This is a genomic window from Streptomyces sp. NPDC045287 (assembly GCF_056432325.1).
This window is the reverse complement of the sequence record NZ_JBWKJG010000013.1, coordinates 13,686-34,444: the sequence shown is the minus strand read 5'-3', so window position 1 is coordinate 34,444 and position 20,759 is coordinate 13,686. Positions and strand designations below refer to the sequence as shown.

Below are 20,759 nucleotides of genomic sequence, written 5' to 3'. Positions count from 1 at the left end.
GTAACGACCTCTGGCCCCGGCCCGGCGCCCGGTCCTACCGTGCTCGCATGTCGCCGAACCTGCCCGACGCCGTGCTGTGGTCGATACCCGCCTTCGTCCTGCTCACCGCCCTGGAGGCGGCGAGTTACCGGCTGCGCCCCGACGAGGGCGCCGCCGGGTACGAGGCCAAGGACTCCGCCACCAGCGTCGGCATGGGCCTCGGCAGCGTCGTCTTCGACCTGCTGTGGAAGGTGCCGGCCCTGGCGCTGTTCACCGCCGTCCACGAGATCACCCCGGCCCGGGTCCCCGTGGTCTGGTGGACGCTCCCGCTGATGCTGCTCGCGCAGGACTTCCTCTACTACTGGTCCCACCGCGGCCACCACGTCGTCCGCGTCCTGTGGGCCTGCCACGTCGTCCACCACTCCAGCCGTAGGTTCAACCTCACGACCGCGCTGCGCCAGCCGTGGACCTCGCTCACCGTCTGGCCGTTCTTCCTGCCGATGGTCGCCTGCGGAGTGCCCCCCGCCGCGGTCTTCTTCTGCTACTCCGTCAACCTCGTGTACCAGTTCTGGGTGCACACCGAGCGGATCGGCAGGCTGCCCCGGCCCGTCGAGTACGTCTTCAACACCCCCTCCCACCACCGGGTGCACCACGCCTCCCAGGGCGGCTACCTCGACCGGAACTTCGGCGGCATCCTCATCCTCTGGGACCGGGCGTTCGGGTCCTTCGCGGCCGAGGCCGAACGGCCCGTCTACGGCCTCACCAAGAACATCGACACGTACAACCCGCTGCGCGTCGCCACCCACGAGTACGCCGCCATCGCCCGCGACCTGCGTGCCGCCCGGTCCTGGCGGGAGCGCGCGGGCCGGGTCTTCCGGGGGCCCGGCTGGGAGCCCGCACCCCCGCCGTCCGGGGCCGGCCCCGCCGGCCCGCGGGAGCGCGCCGCGTGAGCCGCGGGCGCCCGGCCGGGCTCCTGGGGGCGGCGTTCGCCGCGGCCCTCGCCGCCGACCTCCTCGCCCTGCTCGCCGGCTCCGGCACGGGGCACCTGGTCGCCAAGCCGCTGCTGATGCCGCTCCTCGCGGCGTACGCGGCCGTGCGCGGCGCGCCGCGGACCCTGCTCGCCGCACTCCTCCTCGGCTGGGGCGGCGACGTGTTCCTGCTGTCCGACGGCGAGGGGGCGTTCCTCGCCGGGATGGGCTTCTTCGCCGCCGGGCACGTCTGCTACCTGCTGCTGTTCGGCCGGGCCCGTACGTCCCCGGCGCTCGGCGCCTGCTACGCCGCGGTCCTCGTCGCCGTCGTCGCCCTGCTGTGGCCCGGTCTCCCCGCCGGCCTGCGGGTCCCGGTCGCCGGGTACGCGCTGTTGCTGACCGCGACGGCGTACCGCGCGAGCGGCCTCGGCCCGGCCGCGAGGGCGGGCGGCGCGCTGTTCCTGCTGTCCGACACGCTCATCGCGGCCGGCGTCGCCGCGTGGCCGCAGCCGCCCGTACCCGACTTCTGGATCATGCTCACCTACGGGGCGGCCCAGTACCTCCTGGTCACGGGGGTCCTCACGCCGTCCAACGCGGCGCGTCCGCTCCCCACCGGCCCGGCGGCCGTGCCCAGTCGGCGGGGCCGCCCTCGTAGCTGACGGGGGAGAGGGCGTGGCGCAGCCGGCCCGCGGGGGCGTCCCGCTCCCGCAGCCAGGGCCCGGGCTCGTACGGTTCCCCGGCGGGCCCCCGCCCGGCCGGCGGCTCCCCGGGCGGGGACGGCTCGGGATCCGTGCCGTGCGCCAGCCAGTGCGCGGTCTGCGCCAGCGACGCCTCCACCAGCCAGGTCCCGCCGTCCCGCCACCGCTCCGTCAGGGCGCGCAGCACCGCGGCGGCCACCAGGTAGCCCGTGCCGTGGTCGAGGGCCTGCGCCGGGAGCACCCCCGGCGACCCCCCGTCGCCCTCCCGCAGGGCGATCCCCGTCGCCGCCTGGACCAGGCTGTCGAAGCCGCGCCGTCCGCCCCAGGGCCCGTACGCGCCCCACGCCGACAACCGCGCGACCACCAGGCCGGGGCGGCGCTCGGCCAGCGCCCCGGGGGCGAGCCCGAACCGGTCCAGCGCGCCCGGCCGGTAGCCGGTCACCACCACGTCGGCCGTCGCCAGCAACTCCTCGAAGACCCGCCGGTCCGCGCTCCGCCCCAGGTCCAGGAGGGTCGACCGCTTGCCGAGGCCCGTGTCGTCGTGGGCCTGCGGGCTCTCCGGCAGCCCCGGCGCGTCCACCCGCAGCACGTCCGCGCCCAGCAGTGCCAGCGTCCGCGTGGCGACCGGCCCGGCCAGCACCCGCGTCAGGTCCAGCACCCGCACCCCGGCGCACGGCGACGCCGCGCCGGCCCCGGCCGCCCGCCGCACCGGCCCGGGCGCCCCGTCCCGCCGCTCCAGCGCCAGCAGTGGCCGCTCCGCCACCAGGGCGCCCTGCTCCAGGGCGGCCCACGCGGCGGCGTCCCGCACGGCGACGGCCAGGCCGCCGGCCCCGTGGACGGTGTCCTCCACCTCCGCCGCGCGCCGCCCCGCCAGGGCCTTCGCCACCGCCTCGGTACGGGCGCCGGCCGGCAACCCCAGTGCGGTCAGCAGCCGGCCTCGGTGGTGCGGGTAGTTGGCGTGGACGCGCACCCACCCGTCGGCCGTGCGCCAGAACCGGGACAGCGGCGCGAACCCGTCCCACGCCCGCCCGTCCAGCCGTACGAACCGCTCGCTGCGGAAGGCCGTCGCCACCGCGCGGTCGTCCACCCGCACCCGCGGCACCGGCCCCCCGCGGCGGTCGGCGGCGAACTCCGCGGCTGCCAGCGCGCACACCGCGACGGCGGCGCGCGCCGCCTCCAGCACCGGCAGGCGTGCGGGCAGCACGCCCGGTACGCGGGTGTACGACACCCGTTCCAGCGTCCCTTGATCGGCACCGAGTGCCGCCCAAGCCTGAGCGATCGCCCTGTTCATCCCTCGATCATGGCACTGAGTGCCATTTCCTGGGAAGGTCCTGATCGGTCCTGGTCGGCCCTGGAGGGTTCCAGACGGGAAAGGGCCCGGGCGCGGTTCGCACGCCCGGGCCCCTCCCTGGCCGGATAAGACCGGGTCAAACCGGTTCAGACCAGAGCAGAACAGATCGGATCAGGCCAGGCCAGATCAGGCCCGCGTCACCAGCGCACCGCGTCCAGCGCGTCGATCAGGCCGGCGCCGTAGAAGCCGTTGTGACGCTTCCCGCCCTCGCACACCGCGTCGACCGTACCGTCGCCGTTGATGTCGTACGGGTTCGCGCACTCCCGGTCGTCGGCCTGCGCGGCCATCAGCGCCTTCACCACCGCGGGGGTGGCGCGGGGGTGCTTCGACTTGATCAGCGCCGCGACGCCCGCGGCGTGCGGGGCGGCCATGGACGTGCCGGCCTTGTAGTTGTAGCCGCCGTTGACCGTGGTCGACAGGATCCGGCCGTTCTCGGCGGGGGCCTGCGGCCTCTGGTACTCGGTCCGGTCGCCGCCCGGGGCGGCGATGTCGACGACCCCCAGGCCGTAGTTCGAGTACGACGCCTTCAGGTCCTTGGCGCCGGTCGACGAGACGGTGACGACGCCGGGCAGCATCGCCGGGATGTCGGGGCACTCGCCCGGGTCGACGACGCGATCGGCCGGCGTCGTGTCGTTCGGGCTCGTGGAGTCCGTGATCGCGTCGGACGCCAGGTCGTGGGACGAGTTGCCGGCCGAGGCGACGTGGACCGCGCCCTTGCGCTCCGAGTACCGCGTGGCGCGCTGCAGCGCCTCGACGAGGGCGCCCTGGTCCGGGTCGCTCTTGCAGTTGTACAGCCACGGGTCGACGTAGTAGCTGTTGTTGGTCACCTCGACGCCGCGCTCGGCCGCCCACATGAAGGCGCAGACGACGGCCTCGGTGTAGAAGAACCCGTCCGGGTTCGACACCTTGATGCCGGAGACCTTCACGCCCGGCGCGACGCCGGTGACGCCGACGCCGTTCTTCGCGGCGGCGATCGTCCCGGCGACGTGGGTGCCGTGGTCGCTCTCGCCCGGCGCGGGGCGCCAGGAGCCCTCGGTCGTGTCGGGCCTGCCGGTCACGCAGTTCGCGGACGCGGCGCGGTCGAAGTTGGGCGCCAGGTCCGGGTGGGTGTCGTCGACCCCCGTGTCGATCACCGCGACGGTGACCTTCCCGCTGCCGAGGCTGATGGCGTGCGCCTTGTCCGCCTTGATGGCGGGCAGGCTCCACTGCATCGGCTCCAGCGGGTCCTGGCCGGCGTCCGCCGCGGCGGCGGACGCGCGCGCCGCGGCCGCGGAGAGCGGCTCGGAGGCCTCGCCGGTCTCCGTGGTGGCGACCGGCGTCAGCGGCGCGGTGCGCGTCGCGCCCGCCGACTGCACGCCCCTGACGGCGCGGACGGTCTCCGCGAACGCCGGGTTCCGGGAGTGCGCCACGATGACGCCGATCGCGTCGTACGAGGCCACCACCGTGCCGCTGGCCGCGGCTATCGCCTTCTTCGCCTTGGCGGTGTGGTGACCGCCCTCCGTGTTCACCACGTACGAGAGGTTCGGGCCGTCCGAGGTGACGGCGGCCGGAACACCCTCGGCGGGTGAGGCCGAGGCGGCACCGGCCGGCAGGAAGCCGAGCGAGGCCGTGAGCGCCAGGCCGACGGGCAGAACGAGTGCGCGCCCGCGCCTGGTTCCCAGATGAGCCATGGGTTCTCCACATCATCCGTGACATCCGCCCGCACACCGGCTGGGCGGGTACATGACGAGCGAAGCTACCGCCGACCGTCCCCGGCCAGCAATGAGTTCGGTGAAGAAAACAGGCGGAAAGAAGACGCGGGGTGAACCGCGTCGTGTCGCACTCCGTGACGTTGTCAGGGGAGGGAGCCCGAACGGCTCCCCGGCACCCGTGAGGTGACCCCGCCCCTGTCCACCGCACCCGCGCAGCGAGGAGTTCCCGTGGCCACCGAAGCACCACCGCCCCGAGAGGGCGCGGACACCGCTCCCGTCCAGCCCCCTACGGAGGCCTTCCTCCGGACCCAGGAGAGCGAGGAGTTCGGCGAACTGCGCCGTACGTACCGCTCCTTCGCCTTCCCGCTCACCGTCGCCTTCATCGCCTGGTACCTGCTCTACGTGCTGCTCTCCAACTACGCGGGCGGCCTCATGGGCACCAAGGTGGTCGGGAACATCAACGTGGCGCTCGTGCTGGGCATCGCCCAGTTCGTGACGACGTTCCTCATCGCCTGGTTCTACGCGCGGCACGCGGCCGTGAAGCTCGACCCCAGGGCCGAGGCCATCAAGACCCGCATGGAGAACGAACTGCGCCCGGAGGCCGACGCATGAGCACCCTCACCCTCGCCGCCGCCGGAGCCGCGAGCGAGCACCGCCCGCTGATCATCACCCTCTTCGCCTGCTTCGTCGTCGCGACCCTCTTCATCACCGTGTGGGCCGGCCGGCAGACCAAGAGCGCCGCCGACTTCTACGCCGGCGGCCGGCAGTTCACCGGCTTCCAGAACGGCCTCGCCATCTCCGGCGACTACATGTCCGCCGCGTCGTTCCTCGGCATCGCCGGCGCCATCGCCCTCTTCGGCTACGACGGCTTCCTCTACTCCATCGGCTTCCTCGTCGCCTGGCTGGTCGCCCTGCTGCTCGTCGCCGAGCCGCTGCGCAACTCCGGCCGCTTCACGATGGGCGACGTCCTCGCGTACCGGATGCGCCAGCGGCCCGTCCGCACCGCCGCCGGCACGTCCACCATCGTCGTGTCGATCTTCTACCTGCTGGCGCAGATGGCCGGCGCCGGCGTCCTCGTCTCGCTGCTGCTGGGCATCACCAGCGACACCGGCAAGATCGCCATCGTGGCGCTGGTCGGCGTACTGATGATCGTCTACGTGACCATCGGCGGGATGAAGGGCACCACGTGGGTGCAGATGGTCAAGGCCGTCCTGCTCATCGCGGGCACCCTGCTCATCACCTTCCTGGTGCTGCTGAAGTACGGCTTCAACATCTCCGAGCTGCTCGGCAAGGCCGCCGAGAACAGCGGCAAGGGCGCCGCCTTCCTGGAGCCCGGCCTCAAGTACGGCGCCACCGCCACCTCGAAGCTGGACTTCATCTCGCTCGGCATCGCCCTGGTCCTCGGCACCGCCGGACTGCCGCACATCCTCATCCGCTTCTACACCGTGCCCACCGCCAAGGCCGCCCGCAAGTCCGTCAACTGGGCCATCGGCATCATCGGCGCCTTCTACCTGATGACGATCGCGCTCGGCTTCGGCGCCGCCGCCATCGTCGGCCCGGCCGAGATCACCGCGTCGAACAAGGCCGGCAACACCGCCGCCCCGCTGCTCGCCCTGCACATCGGCGGGGCGGACTCCGCGGGCGGCGCGATCCTGCTCGCCGTGATCTCGGCGGTGGCCTTCGCGACGATCCTCGCCGTCGTCGCCGGGCTCACCCTCGCCTCGTCCTCGTCGTTCGCGCACGACATCTACGCCAACGTCATCCGCAAGGGCCAGGCGACCGAGCAGGAGGAGGTCCGCGCCGCCCGCTGGGCGACCGTCTTCATCGGCGTCGTCTCCATCGCGCTCGGCGCGCTCGCCCGCGACCTCAACGTCGCCGGACTCGTCGCCCTCGCGTTCGCGGTCGCCGCCTCCGCCAACCTGCCGACGATCCTCTACAGCCTGTTCTGGAAGCGCTTCACCACCCAGGGCGCCCTGTGGTCGATCTACGGCGGCCTGGCCGCCTCCGTCCTCCTCGTCCTGTTCTCCCCGGTCGTCTCCGGCAAGGCCAGCTCGATGTTCCCGGACGTCGACTTCGCTTGGTTCCCGCTGGAGAACCCCGGCCTCATCTCCATCCCGCTGGGCTTCCTGCTCGGCTGGCTCGGCTCCCTCCTGTCGAAGGAGCGGCCCGACAAGGGCAAGTACGCCGAGCTGGAGGTCAAGTCCCTCACCGGTGTCGGAGCGCACTGAACCGCGTACCCCGAGCCACCGCCGGCGGCCGTGTCGTAGGACCCTACGACACGGCCCCGCCGCTTCCTGGGGCAAACGGCCCGTGAGGGGGCGCGCGAGGTCGCGTAGGCTCAAAGGAGGACCGGGGGGAACAGCCGGTCGAACGGGAGGGCGTCCACCGTGCTCATCGACACCTACGGCCGTGTGGCCACCGACCTTCGGGTCTCGCTCACGGACCGGTGCAACCTGCGTTGCACGTACTGCATGCCCGAGGAGGGACTGCAGTGGCTGGCCAAGCCGGACCTCCTCACGGACGACGAGATCGTCCGCCTCATCCGGATCGCCGTCACCGACCTCGGCGTCACCGAGGTCCGCTTCACCGGAGGCGAGCCCCTGCTGCGCCCCGGCCTGGTCGGCATCGTCGAGCGGTGCGCCGCCCTGGAGCCCCGCCCCAGGATGTCGTTGACCACCAACGGCATCGGCCTCAAGCGCACCGCCACCGCCCTCAAGGCCGCCGGCCTCGACCGCGTCAACGTCTCCCTGGACACGCTGCGCCCCGACGTCTTCAAGGCCCTCACCCGCCGCGACCGCCACCACGACGTCCTGGACGGCCTGGCCGCCGCCCGCGACGCCGGCCTCACCCCCGTCAAGGTCAACACGGTGCTGATGCCGGGACTCAACGACGACGAGGCCCCCGACCTGCTCGCCTGGGCCGTCGCCCACGACTACGAGCTGCGGTTCATCGAGCAGATGCCCCTCGACGCCCAGCACGGCTGGAAGCGCGACGGCATGATCACCGCCGGGGACATCCTCGCCTCCCTGCGGACCCGCTTCACGCTCACTCCGGAAGCCGGCGAGGAGCGCGGCTCCGCGCCCGCCGAGCGGTGGATCGTCGACGGCGGACCGCACCGCGTCGGCGTGATCGCCTCCGTCACCCGCCCGTTCTGCCGCGCCTGCGACCGCACCCGTCTCACCGCCGACGGCCAGGTCCGCACCTGTCTCTTCGCCCGCGAGGAGACCGACCTGCGCGCCGCGCTGCGCTCCGGCGCGCCGGACGAGGAGATCGCCCGCATCTGGCGGCAGGCCATGTGGGGCAAGAAGGCCGGTTCCGGCCTGGACGACCCGGAGTTCCTCCAGCCCGACCGCCCGATGTCAGCGATCGGCGGCTGACCCCGGCCCCGACGGCGCCTCCCATTCGGCCAGCGCCACGACGTCCTTCAGGAACCCGCGCACGCCGAGGAACTGCGACAGGTGCTCCCGGTGCTCCTCGCACGCCAGCCACGTCTTGCGGCGCTCGGGAGCGTGCAGCTTCGGGTTGTTCCACGCCAGCACCCACACGGCGGAGGCCCGGCAGCCCTTGGCGGAACAGATCGGGTGGTTCTCGTCGCTCACAGCACATGTCCCAACGGCCCTGTACGGACAAAGGCGACGCCGGGCAGCCACGGGGGGAGCTGCCCGGCGTCGGTCCGTCGCTCCGACGGGGGATGCGGAGCGCCTACGCAGTATGTCACGCACAACCCGGTGAGGTGCACCGGAACTTCACTATTGATCTGAGCTTTTCTTGAGCTTTGCGCGCCGCCGGCACGGCTCCGCGCCGCCGCCGGGACCCCCGCCGGGCTCATCCCCGCCCGGGCCCCGCGTCCCCCGGCCGCTCCCCGGCGGCTTCCACCGCGCCTTCCGCAGCACCTTCCGCCTGGGGATTCGGCGCCTCCAGCACCGGGTGCGCCACCGGGGGCACCGACACGAACGTGGACGGCAGCTTCGGCGCCGTCTCCCGCCCGGCGTTCGCGATCACCACCGCGACGTACGGCAGGACGGCGCCGAGCACCAGCGCCACGATCGCCACATGCCGCTCGACGTTCCACAGTGACGCCGCCGCGATCACCGACAGCGTGCGGACCGACATCGAGATCACGTACCGCCGCTGCCGGCCGCGGACGTCGTCCGCCAGTCCCTGCCGGGCACCCGTGATCGTGAAGACCTGGGCGCCGCCGTGCTTCCGCATCGCGTTCCACCACCGACCGTGCGCGCCGGTCGCTCCCCGGACCGGACCTCCTTCCACGGTACGCCCGCCCTCCGCCGGCGCCGCCCCCGGCCCCGTCCGTATCCCTCATGCGAATGACGTACGAACACCTCCGACATGCGCCGTACGCGCTATGGGTCGAAACTGTCAGGGACTGCTCACGTCGATCCGTTCCGAGGAGGCAGCCATGGGCTGGTTGTGGGCGATTATCGTGGGATTCGTGCTGGGCCTGCTGGCCAAGGCCATCATTCCGGGCAAACAGCACAGCCCACTCTGGCTGATCACCGTCTTCGGCATCATCGGCGCCATCGTCGGCAACGCCCTGGCGCGAGCGTTCGGGATCGAGGCGACCCCCGGCATCGACTGGGGGCGGCACGCCCTCCAGGTCGTCGCCGCCGTGATCGTCGTCGGACTCGGCGACATGCTGTACATGGCCATGCGCGGCAATCGCCAGCGCGCCTGATCGGCCGGCGCACCCCACCCGAGGAGCCCGACCGGCCCGGCGGGCACCGACACGAACGGGGGCGGCCCGGGAGCGCGAAGCTCCCGGGCCGCCCGCCCGCTCGACGCGGCATCCGCCCGCCCGGCCGGTTCAGCCGGCCGTGACCTCGACCGCCGCCAGGTTCTTCTTGCCCCGGCGCAGCACGAGCCAGCGCCCGTGCAGCAGGTCACCGGCGGACACCTCGGCGTCCTCGGCGGTCACCTTCACGTTGTTCACGTAGGCGCCGCCCTCCTTCACCGTGCGCCGCGCCGCCGACTTGCTCGGTGCGAGGCCGACCTCGGCGAACAGGTCCACCACCGGGCCCGGCTCCGCGACCGCGACCCTCGGCAGCTCCGCCAGCGCCGCCGCCAGCGTCGCCTCGTCCAGCTCCGCCAGCTCGCCCTGGCCGAACAGCGCCTTCGACGCGGCGATCACGGCGGCGCACTGCTCCGCGCCGTGCACCAGCGCGGTCAGCTCCTCGGCCAGCGCGCGCTGCGCCGTACGGGCCTGCGGGCGCTCCTCGGTGACCTTCTCCAGCTCCTCCAGCTCCTCGCGGCTCTTGAAGCTGAGGATCCGCATGTACCGCGAGACGTCCCGGTCGTCCACGTTCAGCCAGAACTGGTAGAACGCGTACGGCGTGGTCATCTCCGGGTCCAGCCAGACGGCGCCGCCCTCGGTCTTGCCGAACTTGGTGCCGTCCGCCTTCGTCATCAGCGGCGTCGCCAGCGCGTGCGCCTCCGCCTCCGGCTCCAGGCGGTGGATCAGGTCGAGCCCGGCCGTGAGGTTGCCCCACTGGTCGCTGCCGCCCTGCTGGAGGACGCAGCCGTACCGCCGGTACAGCTCCAGGAAGTCCATGCCCTGGAGCAGCTGGTACGAGAACTCGGTGTAGCTGATGCCCTGCTCGGACTCCAGGCGCCGGGCCACCGAGTCCTTGGTGAGCATCTTGTTGACCCGGAAGTGCTTGCCGACGTCCCGCAGGAACTCGATGGCGGACATCCCGCCCGTCCAGTCGAGGTTGTTGACCATCGTGGCCGCGTTGTCGCCCTCGAAGGACAGGAACGGCTCGATCTGCGAGCGCACCCGCTCCACCCACGCCGCGACCGTCTCCGGGGAGTTCAGCGTGCGCTCGGCGGTCGGCTTGGGGTCGCCGATCTGCCCCGTCGCCCCGCCCACCAGCGCCAGCGGGCGGTGGCCCGCCAGCTGGAGCCGGCGCATGGTGAGCACCTGCACCAGATGTCCCACGTGCAGGCTGGGGGCGGTCGGGTCGAAGCCGCAATAGAACGTGACCGGACCGTCCGCGAGAGCCTTGCGCAGGGCCTCCTCGTCGGTGGACTGGGCGAACAGCCCGCGCCACTTGAGCTCGTCGACGATGTCCGTCACGGGTCTCTTGCCTCCTCGATGGATAGCGGTCGGTCCCGCCAGTCTATGGGCGTCAGACGCCCTGGCTGACCGAACTCATGTGGAAATCCGGCACCCGCAGCGGCGGCATCGCGGCCCGCGTGAACCAGTCGCCCCACTCCCGCGGCAGCGTCCGCTCCGTCCGCCCCGCCTCGGACACCCGTCCGAGCAGGTCCACCGGCGACTCGTTGAACCGGAAGTTGTTCACCTCGGCGACCACCTCGCCGCCCTCGACCAGGTACACGCCGTCCCTGGTCAGACCGGTCAGCAGCAGCGTCGCCGGGTCGACCTCGCGGATGTACCAGAGGCAGGTCAGCAGCAGTCCCCGCCCGGTCGCGGCCACCATCTCCTCCAGCGACCGGTCGCCCCCGCCCTCCAGGACGAGGTTGCCCGGGCCCGGAGCCACCGGCGACCGGGTCAGCGCCGCGCTGTGCCGGGTCGTGACCAGCCGCTCCAGCCGACCCTCCCGGATCCAGTCGACCGGCTCCAGCGGCAGCCCGTTGTCGAACACCGACGCGTCGTCGCCCGACGTGTGCGCGATCACGAACGGCGCCGACTCCAGGCCCGGCTCCGCGGGGTCGCTGCGCAGCGTCAGCGGCAGCGACGCCAGCCGCTCCCCGACCCGGGTGCCGCCGCCCGGCCGGGAGAACACCGTCCGGCCCTCCGCCGCGTCCCGGGCCGTCGCCGACCACTGCTGGTAGACCAGCAGGTCCGCCACCGCGGTCGGCGGCAGCAGCGTCTCGTAACGGCCCGCCGGCAGCTCCACCCGACGTCGCGCCCAGCCCAGCCGCCGCGCCAGGTCCTCGTCCATCGCCAGCGGGTCCACGTCCGCGAAGTCCCGCGTGGCCCGCCCGGCCCACGCCGAGCGCGTGCGGTCCGGTGACTTCGCGTTCAGCTCCAGCGTCCCGTTCGGCTGGTCGTGCCGCAGCCGCAGCCCCGTGGACGTGCCCAGGTACGTGGAGGTCAGCTCGTGGCTGGCAAACCCGTACAGCTCGCGCCCCCCGGCCCGGGCCCGGCCGAAGGCCTCGCCCAGCGCCGGTGCGAACTCCCCGAACACCTCCGACGACGTCTCGGCCGGCGCGTCCCGGAAGCCCGGCGACTCCGGGACCCCGGCGACCAGCGGCTGCGCGTCCTCGGCGGGGCCCGCCGCGCGCGCCGCCGCCTCCGCCGCCCGCACCAGCGGCTCCAGCTCGTCGGCGGTCACCGCCGACCTGGACACCACGCCCGACGCCGTGCCCTCGGCCCCGTCGACCGTCGCGACGACCGTGAGCGTGCGCCCCCGGGTGACGCCGTTGGTGGTCAGGGCGTTCCCGGCCCAGCGCAGGTTCGCGGAGGAGTGCTCGTCCGCGAGGACGACGCACCCGTCGGCGCGCGACAGCTCCAGCGCCCGCTCCACGATCTCGTACGGCTTACTCACGCGACTCATCGACCGGCCTCCTGCGCCGTGTGGAGACTGTGCTTGCCCGGGGGGCGTCCCCCGGACCCCCGGCAGACCTCGTTCCGCCCGCTCATCGACCCGCCTCCCGCGCCGTGTGGAGACTGTGCTTGCCCGGGGGGCGTCCCCCGGACCCCCGGCAGACCTCGTTCCGCCCGCTCATCGACCCGCCTCCCGCGCCGTGTTGAGGATGTTCACGCCCCGGAACAGGGCGGAGGGGCAGCCGTGCGAGACCGCCGCGATCTGCCCCGGCTGGGCCTTGCCGCAGTTGAAGGCGCCGCCCAGGACGTACGTCTGCGGACCGCCGACCTTCTCCAGCGACCCCCAGAAGTCCGTCGTCGTCGCCTGGTACGCCACGTCCCGCAGCTGCCCCGCCAGCCGGCCGTTCTCGATGCGGAAGAACCGCTGCCCGGTGAACTGGAAGTTGTACCGCTGCATGTCGATCGACCACGACCGGTCGCCGACCACGTAGACGCCCCGCTCGACGCCGCCGATCAGGTCCTCCGTCGACAGCCCGCCCGGCTCCGGCAGCAGCGACACGTTCGCCATCCGCTGCACCGGCACGTGCGAGGGCGAATCCGCGAACGCGCACCCGTTGGACCGGCCCAGCCCCGTCAGCCGCGCGATCCGCCGGTCCAGCTGGTAGCCGACCAGCACCCCGTCCCGCACCAGGTCCCAGGACTGCGCCTCGACGCCCTCGTCGTCGTACCCGATCGTCGCGAGCCCGTGCTCCGCCGTGCGGTCGCCCGTCACGTTCATCACGGGCGAGCCGTACCGCAGCTCGCCCAGCCGGTCGAAGGTCGCGAACGACGTGCCCGCGTACGCCGCCTCGTACCCCAGCGCCCGGTCCAGCTCGGTCGCGTGCCCGACCGACTCGTGGATCGTCAGCCACAGGTTCGACGGGTCGACGACCAGGTCGTACGTCCCCGCCTCCACGCTCGGCGCCCGCATCTTCTCGGTCAGCAGCGCCGGGATCTCCTCCAGCTCCGCGTCCCAGTCCCAGCCGGTGCCCGTCAGGTACTCCCAGCCGCGCCCGGCCGGCGGCGCCAGCGTCCGCATCGACTCGAACTCGCCGCTCGTCCCGTCCACCGCGACCGCCGTCAGCTGCGGGTGCAGCCGCACCCGCTGCTGCGTGGTGACCGTCCCCGCCGTGTCCGCGTAGAACTTGTTCTCGTGGACGGTCAGCAGCGACGCGTCCACGTGCGCCACGCCCTCCGCGCGCAGCAGCCGCGCGCTCCACTCCGCCAGCAGTCCGGCCTTGTCGGCGTCCGGCACGGAGAACGGGTCGATCTCGTACGAGGAGACCCACGTCCGGTCCGCGTGCACCGGCTCGTCCGCCAGCTCCACCCTCTCCCCGCTCCCGGAGGCCGCGATCACCCGCGCCGACAGCTTCGCCATGGCCACCGCCTGGGAGGCGACCTTCGCGGCGGCGTCCATGGAGAGGTCGACGCCCGAGGCGAACCCCCACGCCCCGCCGTGCACCACCCGCACCGCGTACCCCAGGTCCGTCGTGTCCGACGATCCGGCCGGCCTCGCGTCCCGCAGCCGCCAGGAGGCGCTGCGCACCCGCTCGAACCGGAAGTCGGCGTGCTCGGCGCCGAGCGCCCTGGCCCGTGCGAGCGCCGCGTCCGCGAGCGCCCGCAGGGGCAGGGCGAGGAACGCCTCATCGATGTCATGGGCCACAGGCGGCCTTCCCTTCACACGTGGTCGCGTCCGTCGTCACCACTATGGCGATCACTATGGCGCAGGGGAACGCCGACTGTAGAGATCCGACAGTCAGGGCACCGAGGCGCTGTCGGGGGCGGATTCGGTCGATGGCCGGTCGTGGCGATAGTTTCAACGGGTACCAGACCGCTATCGAAAGGGTGATCCGATGAGCCGCTCGGTTCTCGTCACCGGAGGCAACCGGGGCATCGGCCTCGCCATCGCCCGCACTTTCGCCGACGCCGGAGACAAGGTCGCGTTCACGTACCGGTCCGGCGAGCCGCCCGCCGAGCTCGTGGAACGGGGCTGCCTGGCCGTGCGGTGCGACATCACCGACTCCGAGCAGGTGGAGACCGCCTACAAGGAGATCGAGGAGAAGCACGGCCCCGTGGAGGTCCTCGTCGCCAACGCCGGCGTCACCAAGGACCAGCTCCTCATGCGGATGTCCGAGGACGACTTCACCTCCGTCCTCGACACGAACCTGACGGGCGCCTTCCGCGTCGTGAAGCGGGCCAACCGCGGCATGCTGCGCGCCAAGAAGGGCCGGGTCGTGCTCATCTCGTCCGTCGTCGGGCTGCTCGGCTCGGCGGGCCAGGCCAACTACGCCGCCTCCAAGGCCGGCCTCGTCGGCTTCGCCCGCTCGCTCGCCCGGGAGCTCGGCTCCCGCAACATCACCTTCAACGTCGTGGCGCCCGGCTTCGTCGACACCGACATGACCCAGGTGCTCACCGACGAGCAGCGCGCGGGCATCGTCGCGCAGGTGCCGCTGGGCCGCTACGCGCAGCCCGGGGAGATCGCGGCCGCGGTGCGCTTCCTGGCGTCGGACGACGCCTCGTACATCACTGGAGCCGTCATCCCGGTTGACGGCGGATTGGGCATGGGTCACTGAGTCACATGAGCGGAATTCTCGAGGGCAAGCGCATCCTCGTCACCGGTGTGCTGATGGAGTCGTCCATCGCGTTCCACACCGCCAAGGTGGCCCAGGAGCAGGGCGCCGAGGTCATCCTGACCGCGTTCCCCCGCCCCACCCTCACCGAGCGCATCGCCAAGAAGCTGCCCAAGCCGGCCAGGGTCTTCGAGCTGGACGTCACCAACGACGAGCACCTCGGCCGGGTCGAGGAGGTCGTCCGCGGGGAGCTCGGCGGCCTGGACGGCGTCGTCCACTCCATCGGCTTCGCCCCGCAGGACGCGCTGGGCGGCAACTTCCTCCACACGCCGTTCGAGTCGGTCGCCACGGCGATGCACGTCTCGGCGTTCTCGCTGAAGTCGCTGACCATGGCCTGCCTCCCCCTGATGGAGAACGGCGGCTCGGTGGTCGGCCTGACCTTCGACGCGCAGTTCGCCTGGCCGCAGTACGACTGGATGGGCCCGGCCAAGGCCGCCCTGGAGGCCACCAGCCGCTACCTGGCGCGGGACCTCGGCGAGCGGAACGTCCGCTGCAACCTGATCTCCGCCGGCCCGATCGGCTCGATGGCCGCCAAGTCCATCCCGGGCTTCGGCGAGCTGGCCAAGGTCTGGGACGAGCGCTCCCCGCTCGCCTGGGACATGTCGGACCCGGAGCCGGCCGGCCGCGGTGTCGTCGCCCTGCTGTCGGACTTCTTCCCGAAGACCACCGGCGAGATCGTCCACGTGGACGGCGGCGTCCACATCATGGGTGCCTGACCCTCCGTACCCACCCCGCCCGCTCCGGCGACCCCGCCCCGGGGCCGCGTGACCGTCACCCGATCGGCGCGCGGCCCCGGCGCGTGTACGGCACACTGGTCATGCCGGGCGGCGTCGCCTCCCGGCGCCCGGGGAGGAGGTGTGGCCGTGGCGATACGACACCACCGGGCGGCGGCTCTGACCGCCGCGTCGGTTCTCGCCCCCGCCCTGCTCGCGGGCCCCGCCGCCACGGCGGGTCCCGCCGCGGCGGACGACCGGCGGGAGCGCGCGGGCGCGTCGTGCCGCACCGAGGTCGAGGGCTCCCGCGCCACCGCGTACTGCCACAACCCCTATCCCCGCACCGATCGCGTACGGCTGCACGTCGAGTGCGCCCGCTGGTGGGACGTCGACGCCGACAGCGCCCCGGTCGAGGTGCGGGCCACCGCCTACGTCGAGCTGACCGCGCGGTGCTGGAAGGAGGTCCGGGCCGCCTGGATCAGCCACGATCCCCTTCCGGGCCCGGGCTCCTGAGGCACATGAACGGGTAGCCCGCCGCCTCCTCCGCCGCCACGTCGGCGTCGCCGGCGCGGATCGCCTCCACCAGCCGCGCGTGGTCCATGTGGTGCTCCGGGCGCAGCTCCTGCCCCACGTCGTCGCGGAGCCACGCGCGCATCAGGTGCCCGAGGTCGGCGTACAGCTCGGTCAGCACGTCGTTGTGCGAGGCCGCGACCACGGCGAGGTGGAAGGTCGCGTCCGCCGCCACGAACAGGTCGGCGTCGCCCGTCTCCCACGCCTCCTCGCGCCGCGCGAGCAGCGTCTCCATCTGCTGGAGGTCCCGCTCGGTGCGGCGCTGGGCGGCCAGCCGCGCCGCCGACGACTCCAGCGTGGAGCGCAGCTCGGCGACGTGCCGGGGGTCCGCGTCGGCGAAGCGGCGGTGCATCACCCCGGCCAGCTCGCTCGTCGCGACGACGTACGTCCCGGAGCCCTGGCGGATGTCCAGCAGGCCGTTGTGCGCGAGCGCCCGCACCGCCTCGCGGACGGTGTTGCGGGCGACGCCCAACTGCTCCACCAGCTCCGGTTCGGTGGGGATGCGCGAGCCGACCGGCCACTCGCCGGAGGTGATCTGGTTCCGCAGCTGCGCGATCACCTGGTCGGAGAGCGCGGACCGGCGGGGCGAGCTGAGCGCCATGGTTCTTCCTCGTCTGGGCGTCGTCTGGGCGTCGGGAGGGGTTCGGCCAAAGGTCGTTCATGATTGGACAACCAATCATCCCATGATTCTATGATGGGCGCATGTCCGACGAGCCGCAGACCCCGACGCACAGCCCCGCCCGCACGCTCACCCGCCCCGCCGACCCGCCCGCCCCGACCGGCCCGGCCGCGCGGTCCGTGCCGGCCACCGCGGTGGCGCCCCCCAGCGCGTGGCTCACCCGCCTCCTCGTCGTCGGCCTCGTCCTCGCCGCCCTCAACCTCCGCCCGGCCATCACCAGCCTCGGCGCGCTCCTGGAGGAGGTCCGCACCGGCCTCCACATGAGCGGCGGGGTCGCGGGCCTCCTCACCTCCGTGCCGCCGCTGTGCTTCGCCGTCTTCGGGATCGCCGCGCCGCGCCTCGCCCGCCGCTTCGGCGGGGCCGCGGTCGTCTGCGCGGGCATGGTGGCGATCGCCGTCGGCGTGGCCGTCCGCCCCTTCGCCGGCGGCACGCCGGGCTTCCTCGCCGCGAGTGCCCTCGCCCTGATGGGCATCGCCCTCAGCAACGTGCTGATGCCCGTCATCGTCAAGCGGTACTTCCCCGACCGCGTCGGGACGATGACCGGCCTGTACTCGATGGCCCTGGCCCTGGGCACCTCCCTCGCCGCGGCCGTCACCGTCCCGCTCACCTCGGCCCTGGGCGGCGGCTGGCGCGCCGGCCTGGGCGTGTGGGCGATCCTGGCCGTCCTCGCGGCCCTGCCCTGGATCCCGGTCGTACGGGGCCACCGCACGTCCACCCGCCCCGCCCCCTCCGGGGACGCCGCCCCCTCCGCCGGTGCCTCCTCCTCCGCGGGCGCCGCTCCTTCCGCGGGTGCCTCCTCCTCCGCGGGTGCCGCTCCTTCCGCGGGTGCCGCCCCGGCGGCCGGGCCGCGCGTGGCCCGGAGCCGTACGGCCTGGGCGCTCGCCTGCTTCTTCGGCCTCCAGGCCACCGGCGCGTACATCACCATGGGCTGGCTCCCGCAGATCTTCCGCGACGCGGGCGTCCCCGCCGGGACCGCCGGCGTCCTGCTGGCCGTCACCATGGTCATGGGCGTCCCGCTCGCCTTCGTCATCCCGCGCGTCGCCGGCCGGATGCGGCAGCAGGGCCCGATCGTGATCGCCCTCGGCCTGGCCGGGCTCGCCGGGTACGCCGGGCTGCTCGCCGCGCCGGCCGCCGGCGCCTGGCTCTGGGCGGTCCTGCTCGGCATCTCGAACTGCGCCTTCCCGCTCGTCCTCACCATGATCGGCATGCGGGCCCGGACGGACACCGGCGTCGTACGGCTCTCCGCCTTCGCCCAGTGCGCCGGGTACCTCCTGTCGGTCCCCGGGCCGATCCTCGTCGGCGCCCTGTACCAGCACAGCGGCGGCTGGACCGCCCCGCTCACCCTGATGGCGGCCCTGATCGTGCCCCAGGTGGCGGCCGGTGTGCTGGCCGGGCGGGACCGGACGATCGAGGACGAGGCGTGAGGTGCGAGACTGGCACCATGCCTGTGCTCGACCCGAACCCCCAGAACGGCCAGAAGAAGCTCCTCGCCGTCTTCGGCGCCATGCTCGCGATCGGCGTGGTGATCGGAGTCCTCGCCTCGATCGTCTCGCCCTGACCGCCCCCTCCGCCCCTTAGGGGCGGAGTCGGGGTCACCTGGGTGGAACACCGGATGGGCGCCCCGCGGGGGCTCCGTAGCGTGGAAGCCGCCACGCACCACGGACCCGCGACGACGGAGGCGACCATGTCGGCCCGCACACCCACCCCAGCCCGCGCCGCCACCGCCACTGCCATTGCCGGCGGCACCGGCGGCGGTACGGGCACCGGTCCCGGCGACGGCGGTGCGGACGCCCGGCTGCCCTGGTGGGCCGTCGTCCTCCCCGTCGCCGCCTTCGCCGCGCTGTTCCTCCTCCTCGCCGGGCCGGGGCAGGCCCGCGCGACGGACGGCGAGCCCGCCGTGGGCCGGTTCCTCGAACAGGTCCGGCACACCGTCGCGGACTAGCGTCCCACCCGCTCACCCGCGCAGGTCGAAGACGTCAACACCCTGCGCCACGGGGTGCGTTTCGTGCGAAGCTGGAGGACATGAGCGTCGATACACCTCGCAGGATCGTGCTGCTCCGGCATGCGAAGGCCGAGTGGTCCCAGGACTCCGACCACGAGCGTCCGCTCGCCGACCGCGGCCGCCAGGACGCGCCCGTCGCCGGGCGTTGGCTCGCCGGTGCCGGCATCACCCCCGACCTGACCCTGTGCTCGACCGCCGTGCGCACCCGCGAGACGTGGAAGCTGGTGGTCCCCGAGCTGCCCCAGCGGCCCAGGACCGTCTACGACGAGCGCCTCTACGAAGCGTCCCTCGGCGAACTGATCGCGGTGCTCAACGAGACGCCCGACGAGGTGCGGGACCTCCTCGTCGTCGGGCACAACCCCGGCATCCACGCCCTCGCCGACGCCCTCGCCGGCGAGGCCGAGGGCGACATCCTGGCCAGGATGAACCGCAGCGGCTTCCCGACCTCCGCCCTCGCCGTCCTCACGTTCGACGGCGACTGGAAGTCCGTGGAGCACGGTGTCGGCAGGCTCGTGAGCTTCTGGGCGCCCCACATGTGACGCCCGCGGCCCGGTCGCCCGCAGCACGGCCCGGTGCCCACGGCCCGGCGACGGCGGCCCGGGCACCGCGCGGGTGCCCGGGCCGCCGTCGTCCCGGCTCGTCCTCGCGTACCGGGTCAGGCCGGCTCGGCGTCCGCCGCCTCGACCTCTTCGCGGGTGATGCCGAGCAGGTACAGCACGGTGTCCAGGAACGGCACGCTGACCGCGGTGTCGGCCGCCCTGCGGACCACCGGCTTGGCGTTGAAGGCCACGCCGAGACCGGCCGTGTTCAGCATGTCCAGGTCGTTCGCGCCGTCGCCGATCGCCACGGTCTGCGCGAGCGGTACGCCCGCCTCCGCCGCGAACCGGCGCAGCAGCCGCGCCTTCCCCGCCCGGTCCACGATCTCGCCGGTCACCCGGCCGGTCAGCCTGCCGTCGACGATCTCCAGCGTGTTGGCGGACGCGAAGTCCAGGCCGAGCCGCACCTTCAGGTCGTCCGTGACCTGCGTGAACCCACCGGACACCACACCGACCTGGTAGCCGAGTCGCTTCAGTGTGCGGATCAGCGTGCGGGCGCCGGGCGTCAGCCGCACCTCGGCGCGCACCTTGTCCACGACCGACTCGTCCAGCCCCTCCAGCAGCGCCACGCGCGCGTGCAGCGACTGTTCGAAGTCCAGCTCGCCGCGCATCGCCGCCGCGGTGATCTCCGCGACCTCGTTCTCGCACCCCGCGTGGGCGGCGAACAGCTCGATGACCTCGTCCTGGATCAGCGTCGAGTCGACGTCCATGACCACCAGCCGCTGCGCCCGCCGGTGCAGCCCGGCCGACACGACGGCCACGTCCACGCCCCGCTCGTGGCTCTCGGTGGCGAGCGCGGTGCGCAGCGGTTCGGTCTCCACGCCGGAGACGGCGAACTCCACGGCGGTCACCGGGTACTTGGCCAGCCGGAAGATGCGGTCGATGTTGCCGCCGGTGCGGGTGATCGTGGCCGCTATGGCCGCCGAGGTCTCCGCGGTCAGCGGGTTCCCGAGGACGGTCACGTGGGAACGGCCGTGACCGCGGGGCCGGTTGTCGCCGGTACCGGAGATGATCTCCGCCTGGAGCTTCAGCGACTCGGCCCAGCTGTGGACCGTGGCCCGCAGTTCGCCCTCCGTGCTGACGGTCGGCTCGGTGACGAGCGCGCACAGGACGATACGGCCGCGGGTGACGACCTGCTCGATGTCGACGACGTCGACGGAGAACGCGGCAAGGGTGTCGAACAGCCCGGCGGTGATCCCGGGACGGTCCTTCCCGAAGATCTTCACGAGAAGGGTGGGGACGTCTGAGGTCTGTGATGCGCTCATGGTCCCTCCACCGTATCCGGCCCGCCGCACGCCCACCGCCCCCATCCCGCCCA

22 protein-coding genes are annotated in these 20,759 nt (G+C 73.3%); 13 read left to right on the top strand and 9 right to left on the bottom strand.

Annotated elements, in window-relative coordinates; all coding sequences use genetic code 11:
- Positions 1-47: 47 nt before the first annotated feature.
- Both AC07D6_RS21585 and AC07D6_RS21580 read left to right on the top strand, forming a co-directional pair.
- Complete coding sequence (locus tag AC07D6_RS21585) at positions 48-929, top strand: sterol desaturase family protein (protein WP_479046669.1); 882 nt, start codon at positions 48-50, stop codon at positions 927-929.
- Positions 926-1,606: a lysoplasmalogenase gene (locus AC07D6_RS21580; RefSeq protein WP_479046667.1), complete on the top strand. Its 681-nt coding sequence runs from the start codon at positions 926-928 to the stop codon at positions 1,604-1,606. The genes AC07D6_RS21585 and AC07D6_RS21580 overlap by 4 nt, the downstream gene beginning before the upstream one ends.
- On the opposite strand, the gene AC07D6_RS21575 is transcribed toward AC07D6_RS21580, so the two are convergent.
- Together AC07D6_RS21575 and AC07D6_RS21570 are read right to left on the bottom strand one after the other, a co-directional pair.
- The gene (locus AC07D6_RS21575; RefSeq protein WP_479046664.1) at positions 1,527-2,936 is read right to left on the bottom strand and encodes a CoA transferase; all 1,410 of its coding nucleotides are present in this window, start codon (positions 2,934-2,936) and stop codon (positions 1,527-1,529) included. The two genes, AC07D6_RS21580 and AC07D6_RS21575, sit on opposite strands and share 80 nt — an antisense overlap.
- A gap of 197 nt (positions 2,937-3,133) precedes the next feature.
- Positions 3,134-4,666, bottom strand: coding sequence for a S8 family peptidase (locus AC07D6_RS21570; RefSeq protein ID WP_479046662.1), 1,533 nt, complete (start codon positions 4,664-4,666; stop codon positions 3,134-3,136).
- 249 nt (positions 4,667-4,915) lie between these two features.
- Between AC07D6_RS21570 and AC07D6_RS21565 the strand changes: the two genes are divergently transcribed.
- The 3 genes from AC07D6_RS21565 (at position 4,916) to moaA (ending at position 8,064) form a co-directional block, all read left to right on the top strand.
- Positions 4,916-5,299 (top strand): DUF485 domain-containing protein, encoded by a 384-nt coding sequence (locus AC07D6_RS21565; protein ID WP_479046659.1) that lies wholly within the window; start codon positions 4,916-4,918, stop codon positions 5,297-5,299.
- Positions 5,296-6,915, top strand: coding sequence for a solute symporter family protein (locus AC07D6_RS21560; RefSeq protein WP_479046657.1), 1,620 nt, complete (start codon positions 5,296-5,298; stop codon positions 6,913-6,915). Before AC07D6_RS21565 ends, AC07D6_RS21560 begins: the two co-directional genes overlap by 4 nt.
- A 159-nt stretch (positions 6,916-7,074) precedes the next feature.
- A complete protein-coding gene (gene moaA / locus AC07D6_RS21555; RefSeq protein ID WP_479046655.1) occupies positions 7,075-8,064 on the top strand; it encodes a GTP 3',8-cyclase MoaA in 990 nt (329 codons plus the stop codon).
- Here moaA and AC07D6_RS21550 read toward each other — a convergent pair.
- Together AC07D6_RS21550 and AC07D6_RS21545 are read right to left on the bottom strand one after the other, a co-directional pair.
- Positions 8,047-8,286, bottom strand: coding sequence for a hypothetical protein (locus AC07D6_RS21550; RefSeq protein WP_479046652.1), 240 nt, complete (start codon positions 8,284-8,286; stop codon positions 8,047-8,049). The two genes, moaA and AC07D6_RS21550, sit on opposite strands and share 18 nt — an antisense overlap.
- A gap of 226 nt (positions 8,287-8,512) precedes the next feature.
- Positions 8,513-8,899, bottom strand: coding sequence for a DUF3099 domain-containing protein (locus AC07D6_RS21545; protein ID WP_479046650.1), 387 nt, complete (start codon positions 8,897-8,899; stop codon positions 8,513-8,515).
- 205 nt (positions 8,900-9,104) lie between these two features.
- Between AC07D6_RS21545 and AC07D6_RS21540 the strand changes: the two genes are divergently transcribed.
- Positions 9,105-9,380, top strand: coding sequence for a GlsB/YeaQ/YmgE family stress response membrane protein (locus tag AC07D6_RS21540; protein ID WP_315880526.1), 276 nt, complete (start codon positions 9,105-9,107; stop codon positions 9,378-9,380).
- A gap of 129 nt (positions 9,381-9,509) precedes the next feature.
- Here AC07D6_RS21540 and tyrS read toward each other — a convergent pair whose 3' ends face one another.
- The 3 genes from tyrS to AC07D6_RS21525 all read right to left on the bottom strand — a co-directional run bounded on the left by tyrS (position 9,510) and on the right by AC07D6_RS21525 (position 13,914).
- Entirely contained in the window at positions 9,510-10,778 is a 1,269-nt protein-coding gene (gene tyrS / locus AC07D6_RS21535; protein WP_479046648.1) for a tyrosine--tRNA ligase, read from the bottom strand.
- Positions 10,779-10,830: 52 nt separating this feature from the next.
- A complete protein-coding gene (locus AC07D6_RS21530; RefSeq protein WP_479046645.1) occupies positions 10,831-12,222 on the bottom strand; it encodes a metallopeptidase TldD-related protein in 1,392 nt (463 codons plus the stop codon).
- Between the two features lie 168 nt (positions 12,223-12,390).
- Positions 12,391-13,914 carry a TldD/PmbA family protein gene (locus tag AC07D6_RS21525; RefSeq protein WP_479046643.1) on the bottom strand — a complete coding sequence of 508 codons (1,524 nt, stop codon included), beginning with the start codon at positions 13,912-13,914 and terminating at the stop codon, positions 12,391-12,393.
- A 190-nt stretch (positions 13,915-14,104) separates the two neighbouring features.
- On the opposite strand from AC07D6_RS21525, the gene fabG reads away from it, so the two are divergent.
- The 3 genes from fabG (at position 14,105) to AC07D6_RS21510 (ending at position 16,107) form a co-directional block, all read left to right on the top strand.
- Positions 14,105-14,824: a 3-oxoacyl-[acyl-carrier-protein] reductase gene (fabG, locus tag AC07D6_RS21520; protein ID WP_479046641.1), complete on the top strand. Its 720-nt coding sequence runs from the start codon at positions 14,105-14,107 to the stop codon at positions 14,822-14,824.
- 5 nt (positions 14,825-14,829) lie between these two features.
- The gene (fabI, locus tag AC07D6_RS21515; RefSeq protein WP_315880521.1) at positions 14,830-15,597 is read left to right on the top strand and encodes an enoyl-ACP reductase FabI; all 768 of its coding nucleotides are present in this window, start codon (positions 14,830-14,832) and stop codon (positions 15,595-15,597) included.
- Between the two features lie 147 nt (positions 15,598-15,744).
- The gene (locus tag AC07D6_RS21510) at positions 15,745-16,107 is read left to right on the top strand and encodes a hypothetical protein (protein ID WP_391654155.1); all 363 of its coding nucleotides are present in this window, start codon (positions 15,745-15,747) and stop codon (positions 16,105-16,107) included.
- On the opposite strand, the gene AC07D6_RS21505 is transcribed toward AC07D6_RS21510, so the two are convergent.
- Positions 16,073-16,765: a FadR/GntR family transcriptional regulator gene (locus AC07D6_RS21505; RefSeq protein ID WP_315880519.1), complete on the bottom strand. Its 693-nt coding sequence runs from the start codon at positions 16,763-16,765 to the stop codon at positions 16,073-16,075. The two genes, AC07D6_RS21510 and AC07D6_RS21505, sit on opposite strands and share 35 nt — an antisense overlap.
- A 101-nt stretch (positions 16,766-16,866) precedes the next feature.
- Here AC07D6_RS21505 and AC07D6_RS21500 point away from each other — a divergent pair, with 101 nt between their 5' ends.
- From AC07D6_RS21500 to AC07D6_RS21485, 4 genes are all read left to right on the top strand, one after another.
- Positions 16,867-18,267 carry a CynX/NimT family MFS transporter gene (locus AC07D6_RS21500; protein ID WP_479046638.1) on the top strand — a complete coding sequence of 467 codons (1,401 nt, stop codon included), beginning with the start codon at positions 16,867-16,869 and terminating at the stop codon, positions 18,265-18,267.
- A gap of 17 nt (positions 18,268-18,284) precedes the next feature.
- Complete coding sequence (locus AC07D6_RS21495; RefSeq protein ID WP_315880517.1) at positions 18,285-18,401, top strand: SGM_5486 family transporter-associated protein; 117 nt, start codon at positions 18,285-18,287, stop codon at positions 18,399-18,401.
- A 126-nt stretch (positions 18,402-18,527) separates the two neighbouring features.
- Positions 18,528-18,785, top strand: coding sequence for a hypothetical protein (locus AC07D6_RS21490; protein WP_479046635.1), 258 nt, complete (start codon positions 18,528-18,530; stop codon positions 18,783-18,785).
- Between the two features lie 80 nt (positions 18,786-18,865).
- Positions 18,866-19,384: a SixA phosphatase family protein gene (locus AC07D6_RS21485; RefSeq protein WP_315880515.1), complete on the top strand. Its 519-nt coding sequence runs from the start codon at positions 18,866-18,868 to the stop codon at positions 19,382-19,384.
- Between the two features lie 116 nt (positions 19,385-19,500).
- Here the strand turns inward: AC07D6_RS21485 and serB are convergent, their stop codons facing one another.
- Entirely contained in the window at positions 19,501-20,706 is a 1,206-nt protein-coding gene (gene serB, locus AC07D6_RS21480; RefSeq protein ID WP_315880514.1) for a phosphoserine phosphatase SerB, read from the bottom strand.
- Between the last annotated feature and the right edge of the window lie 53 nt (positions 20,707-20,759).

Coding starts and splice junctions, on each gene's coding strand:
- fabG (WP_479046641.1), top strand. CDS start 14,105: ATGAGCCGCTCGGTTCTCGTCACCGGAGGCAACCGGGGCATCGGCCTC.
- AC07D6_RS21505 (WP_315880519.1), bottom strand. CDS start 16,765: ATGGCGCTCAGCTCGCCCCGCCGGTCCGCGCTCTCCGACCAGGTGATC.
- AC07D6_RS21530 (WP_479046645.1), bottom strand. CDS start 12,222: ATGAGTCGCGTGAGTAAGCCGTACGAGATCGTGGAGCGGGCGCTGGAG.
- AC07D6_RS21560 (WP_479046657.1), top strand. CDS start 5,296: ATGAGCACCCTCACCCTCGCCGCCGCCGGAGCCGCGAGCGAGCACCGC.
- AC07D6_RS21570 (WP_479046662.1), bottom strand. CDS start 4,666: ATGGCTCATCTGGGAACCAGGCGCGGGCGCGCACTCGTTCTGCCCGTC.
- AC07D6_RS21575 (WP_479046664.1), bottom strand. CDS start 2,936: ATGAACAGGGCGATCGCTCAGGCTTGGGCGGCACTCGGTGCCGATCAA.
- AC07D6_RS21490 (WP_479046635.1), top strand. CDS start 18,528: ATGTCGGCCCGCACACCCACCCCAGCCCGCGCCGCCACCGCCACTGCC.
- fabI (WP_315880521.1), top strand. CDS start 14,830: ATGAGCGGAATTCTCGAGGGCAAGCGCATCCTCGTCACCGGTGTGCTG.
- AC07D6_RS21500 (WP_479046638.1), top strand. CDS start 16,867: ATGTCCGACGAGCCGCAGACCCCGACGCACAGCCCCGCCCGCACGCTC.
- AC07D6_RS21495 (WP_315880517.1), top strand. CDS start 18,285: ATGCCTGTGCTCGACCCGAACCCCCAGAACGGCCAGAAGAAGCTCCTC.
- serB (WP_315880514.1), bottom strand. CDS start 20,706: ATGAGCGCATCACAGACCTCAGACGTCCCCACCCTTCTCGTGAAGATC.
- AC07D6_RS21485 (WP_315880515.1), top strand. CDS start 18,866: ATGAGCGTCGATACACCTCGCAGGATCGTGCTGCTCCGGCATGCGAAG.
- AC07D6_RS21545 (WP_479046650.1), bottom strand. CDS start 8,899: ATGCGGAAGCACGGCGGCGCCCAGGTCTTCACGATCACGGGTGCCCGG.
- AC07D6_RS21540 (WP_315880526.1), top strand. CDS start 9,105: ATGGGCTGGTTGTGGGCGATTATCGTGGGATTCGTGCTGGGCCTGCTG.
- AC07D6_RS21585 (WP_479046669.1), top strand. CDS start 48: ATGTCGCCGAACCTGCCCGACGCCGTGCTGTGGTCGATACCCGCCTTC.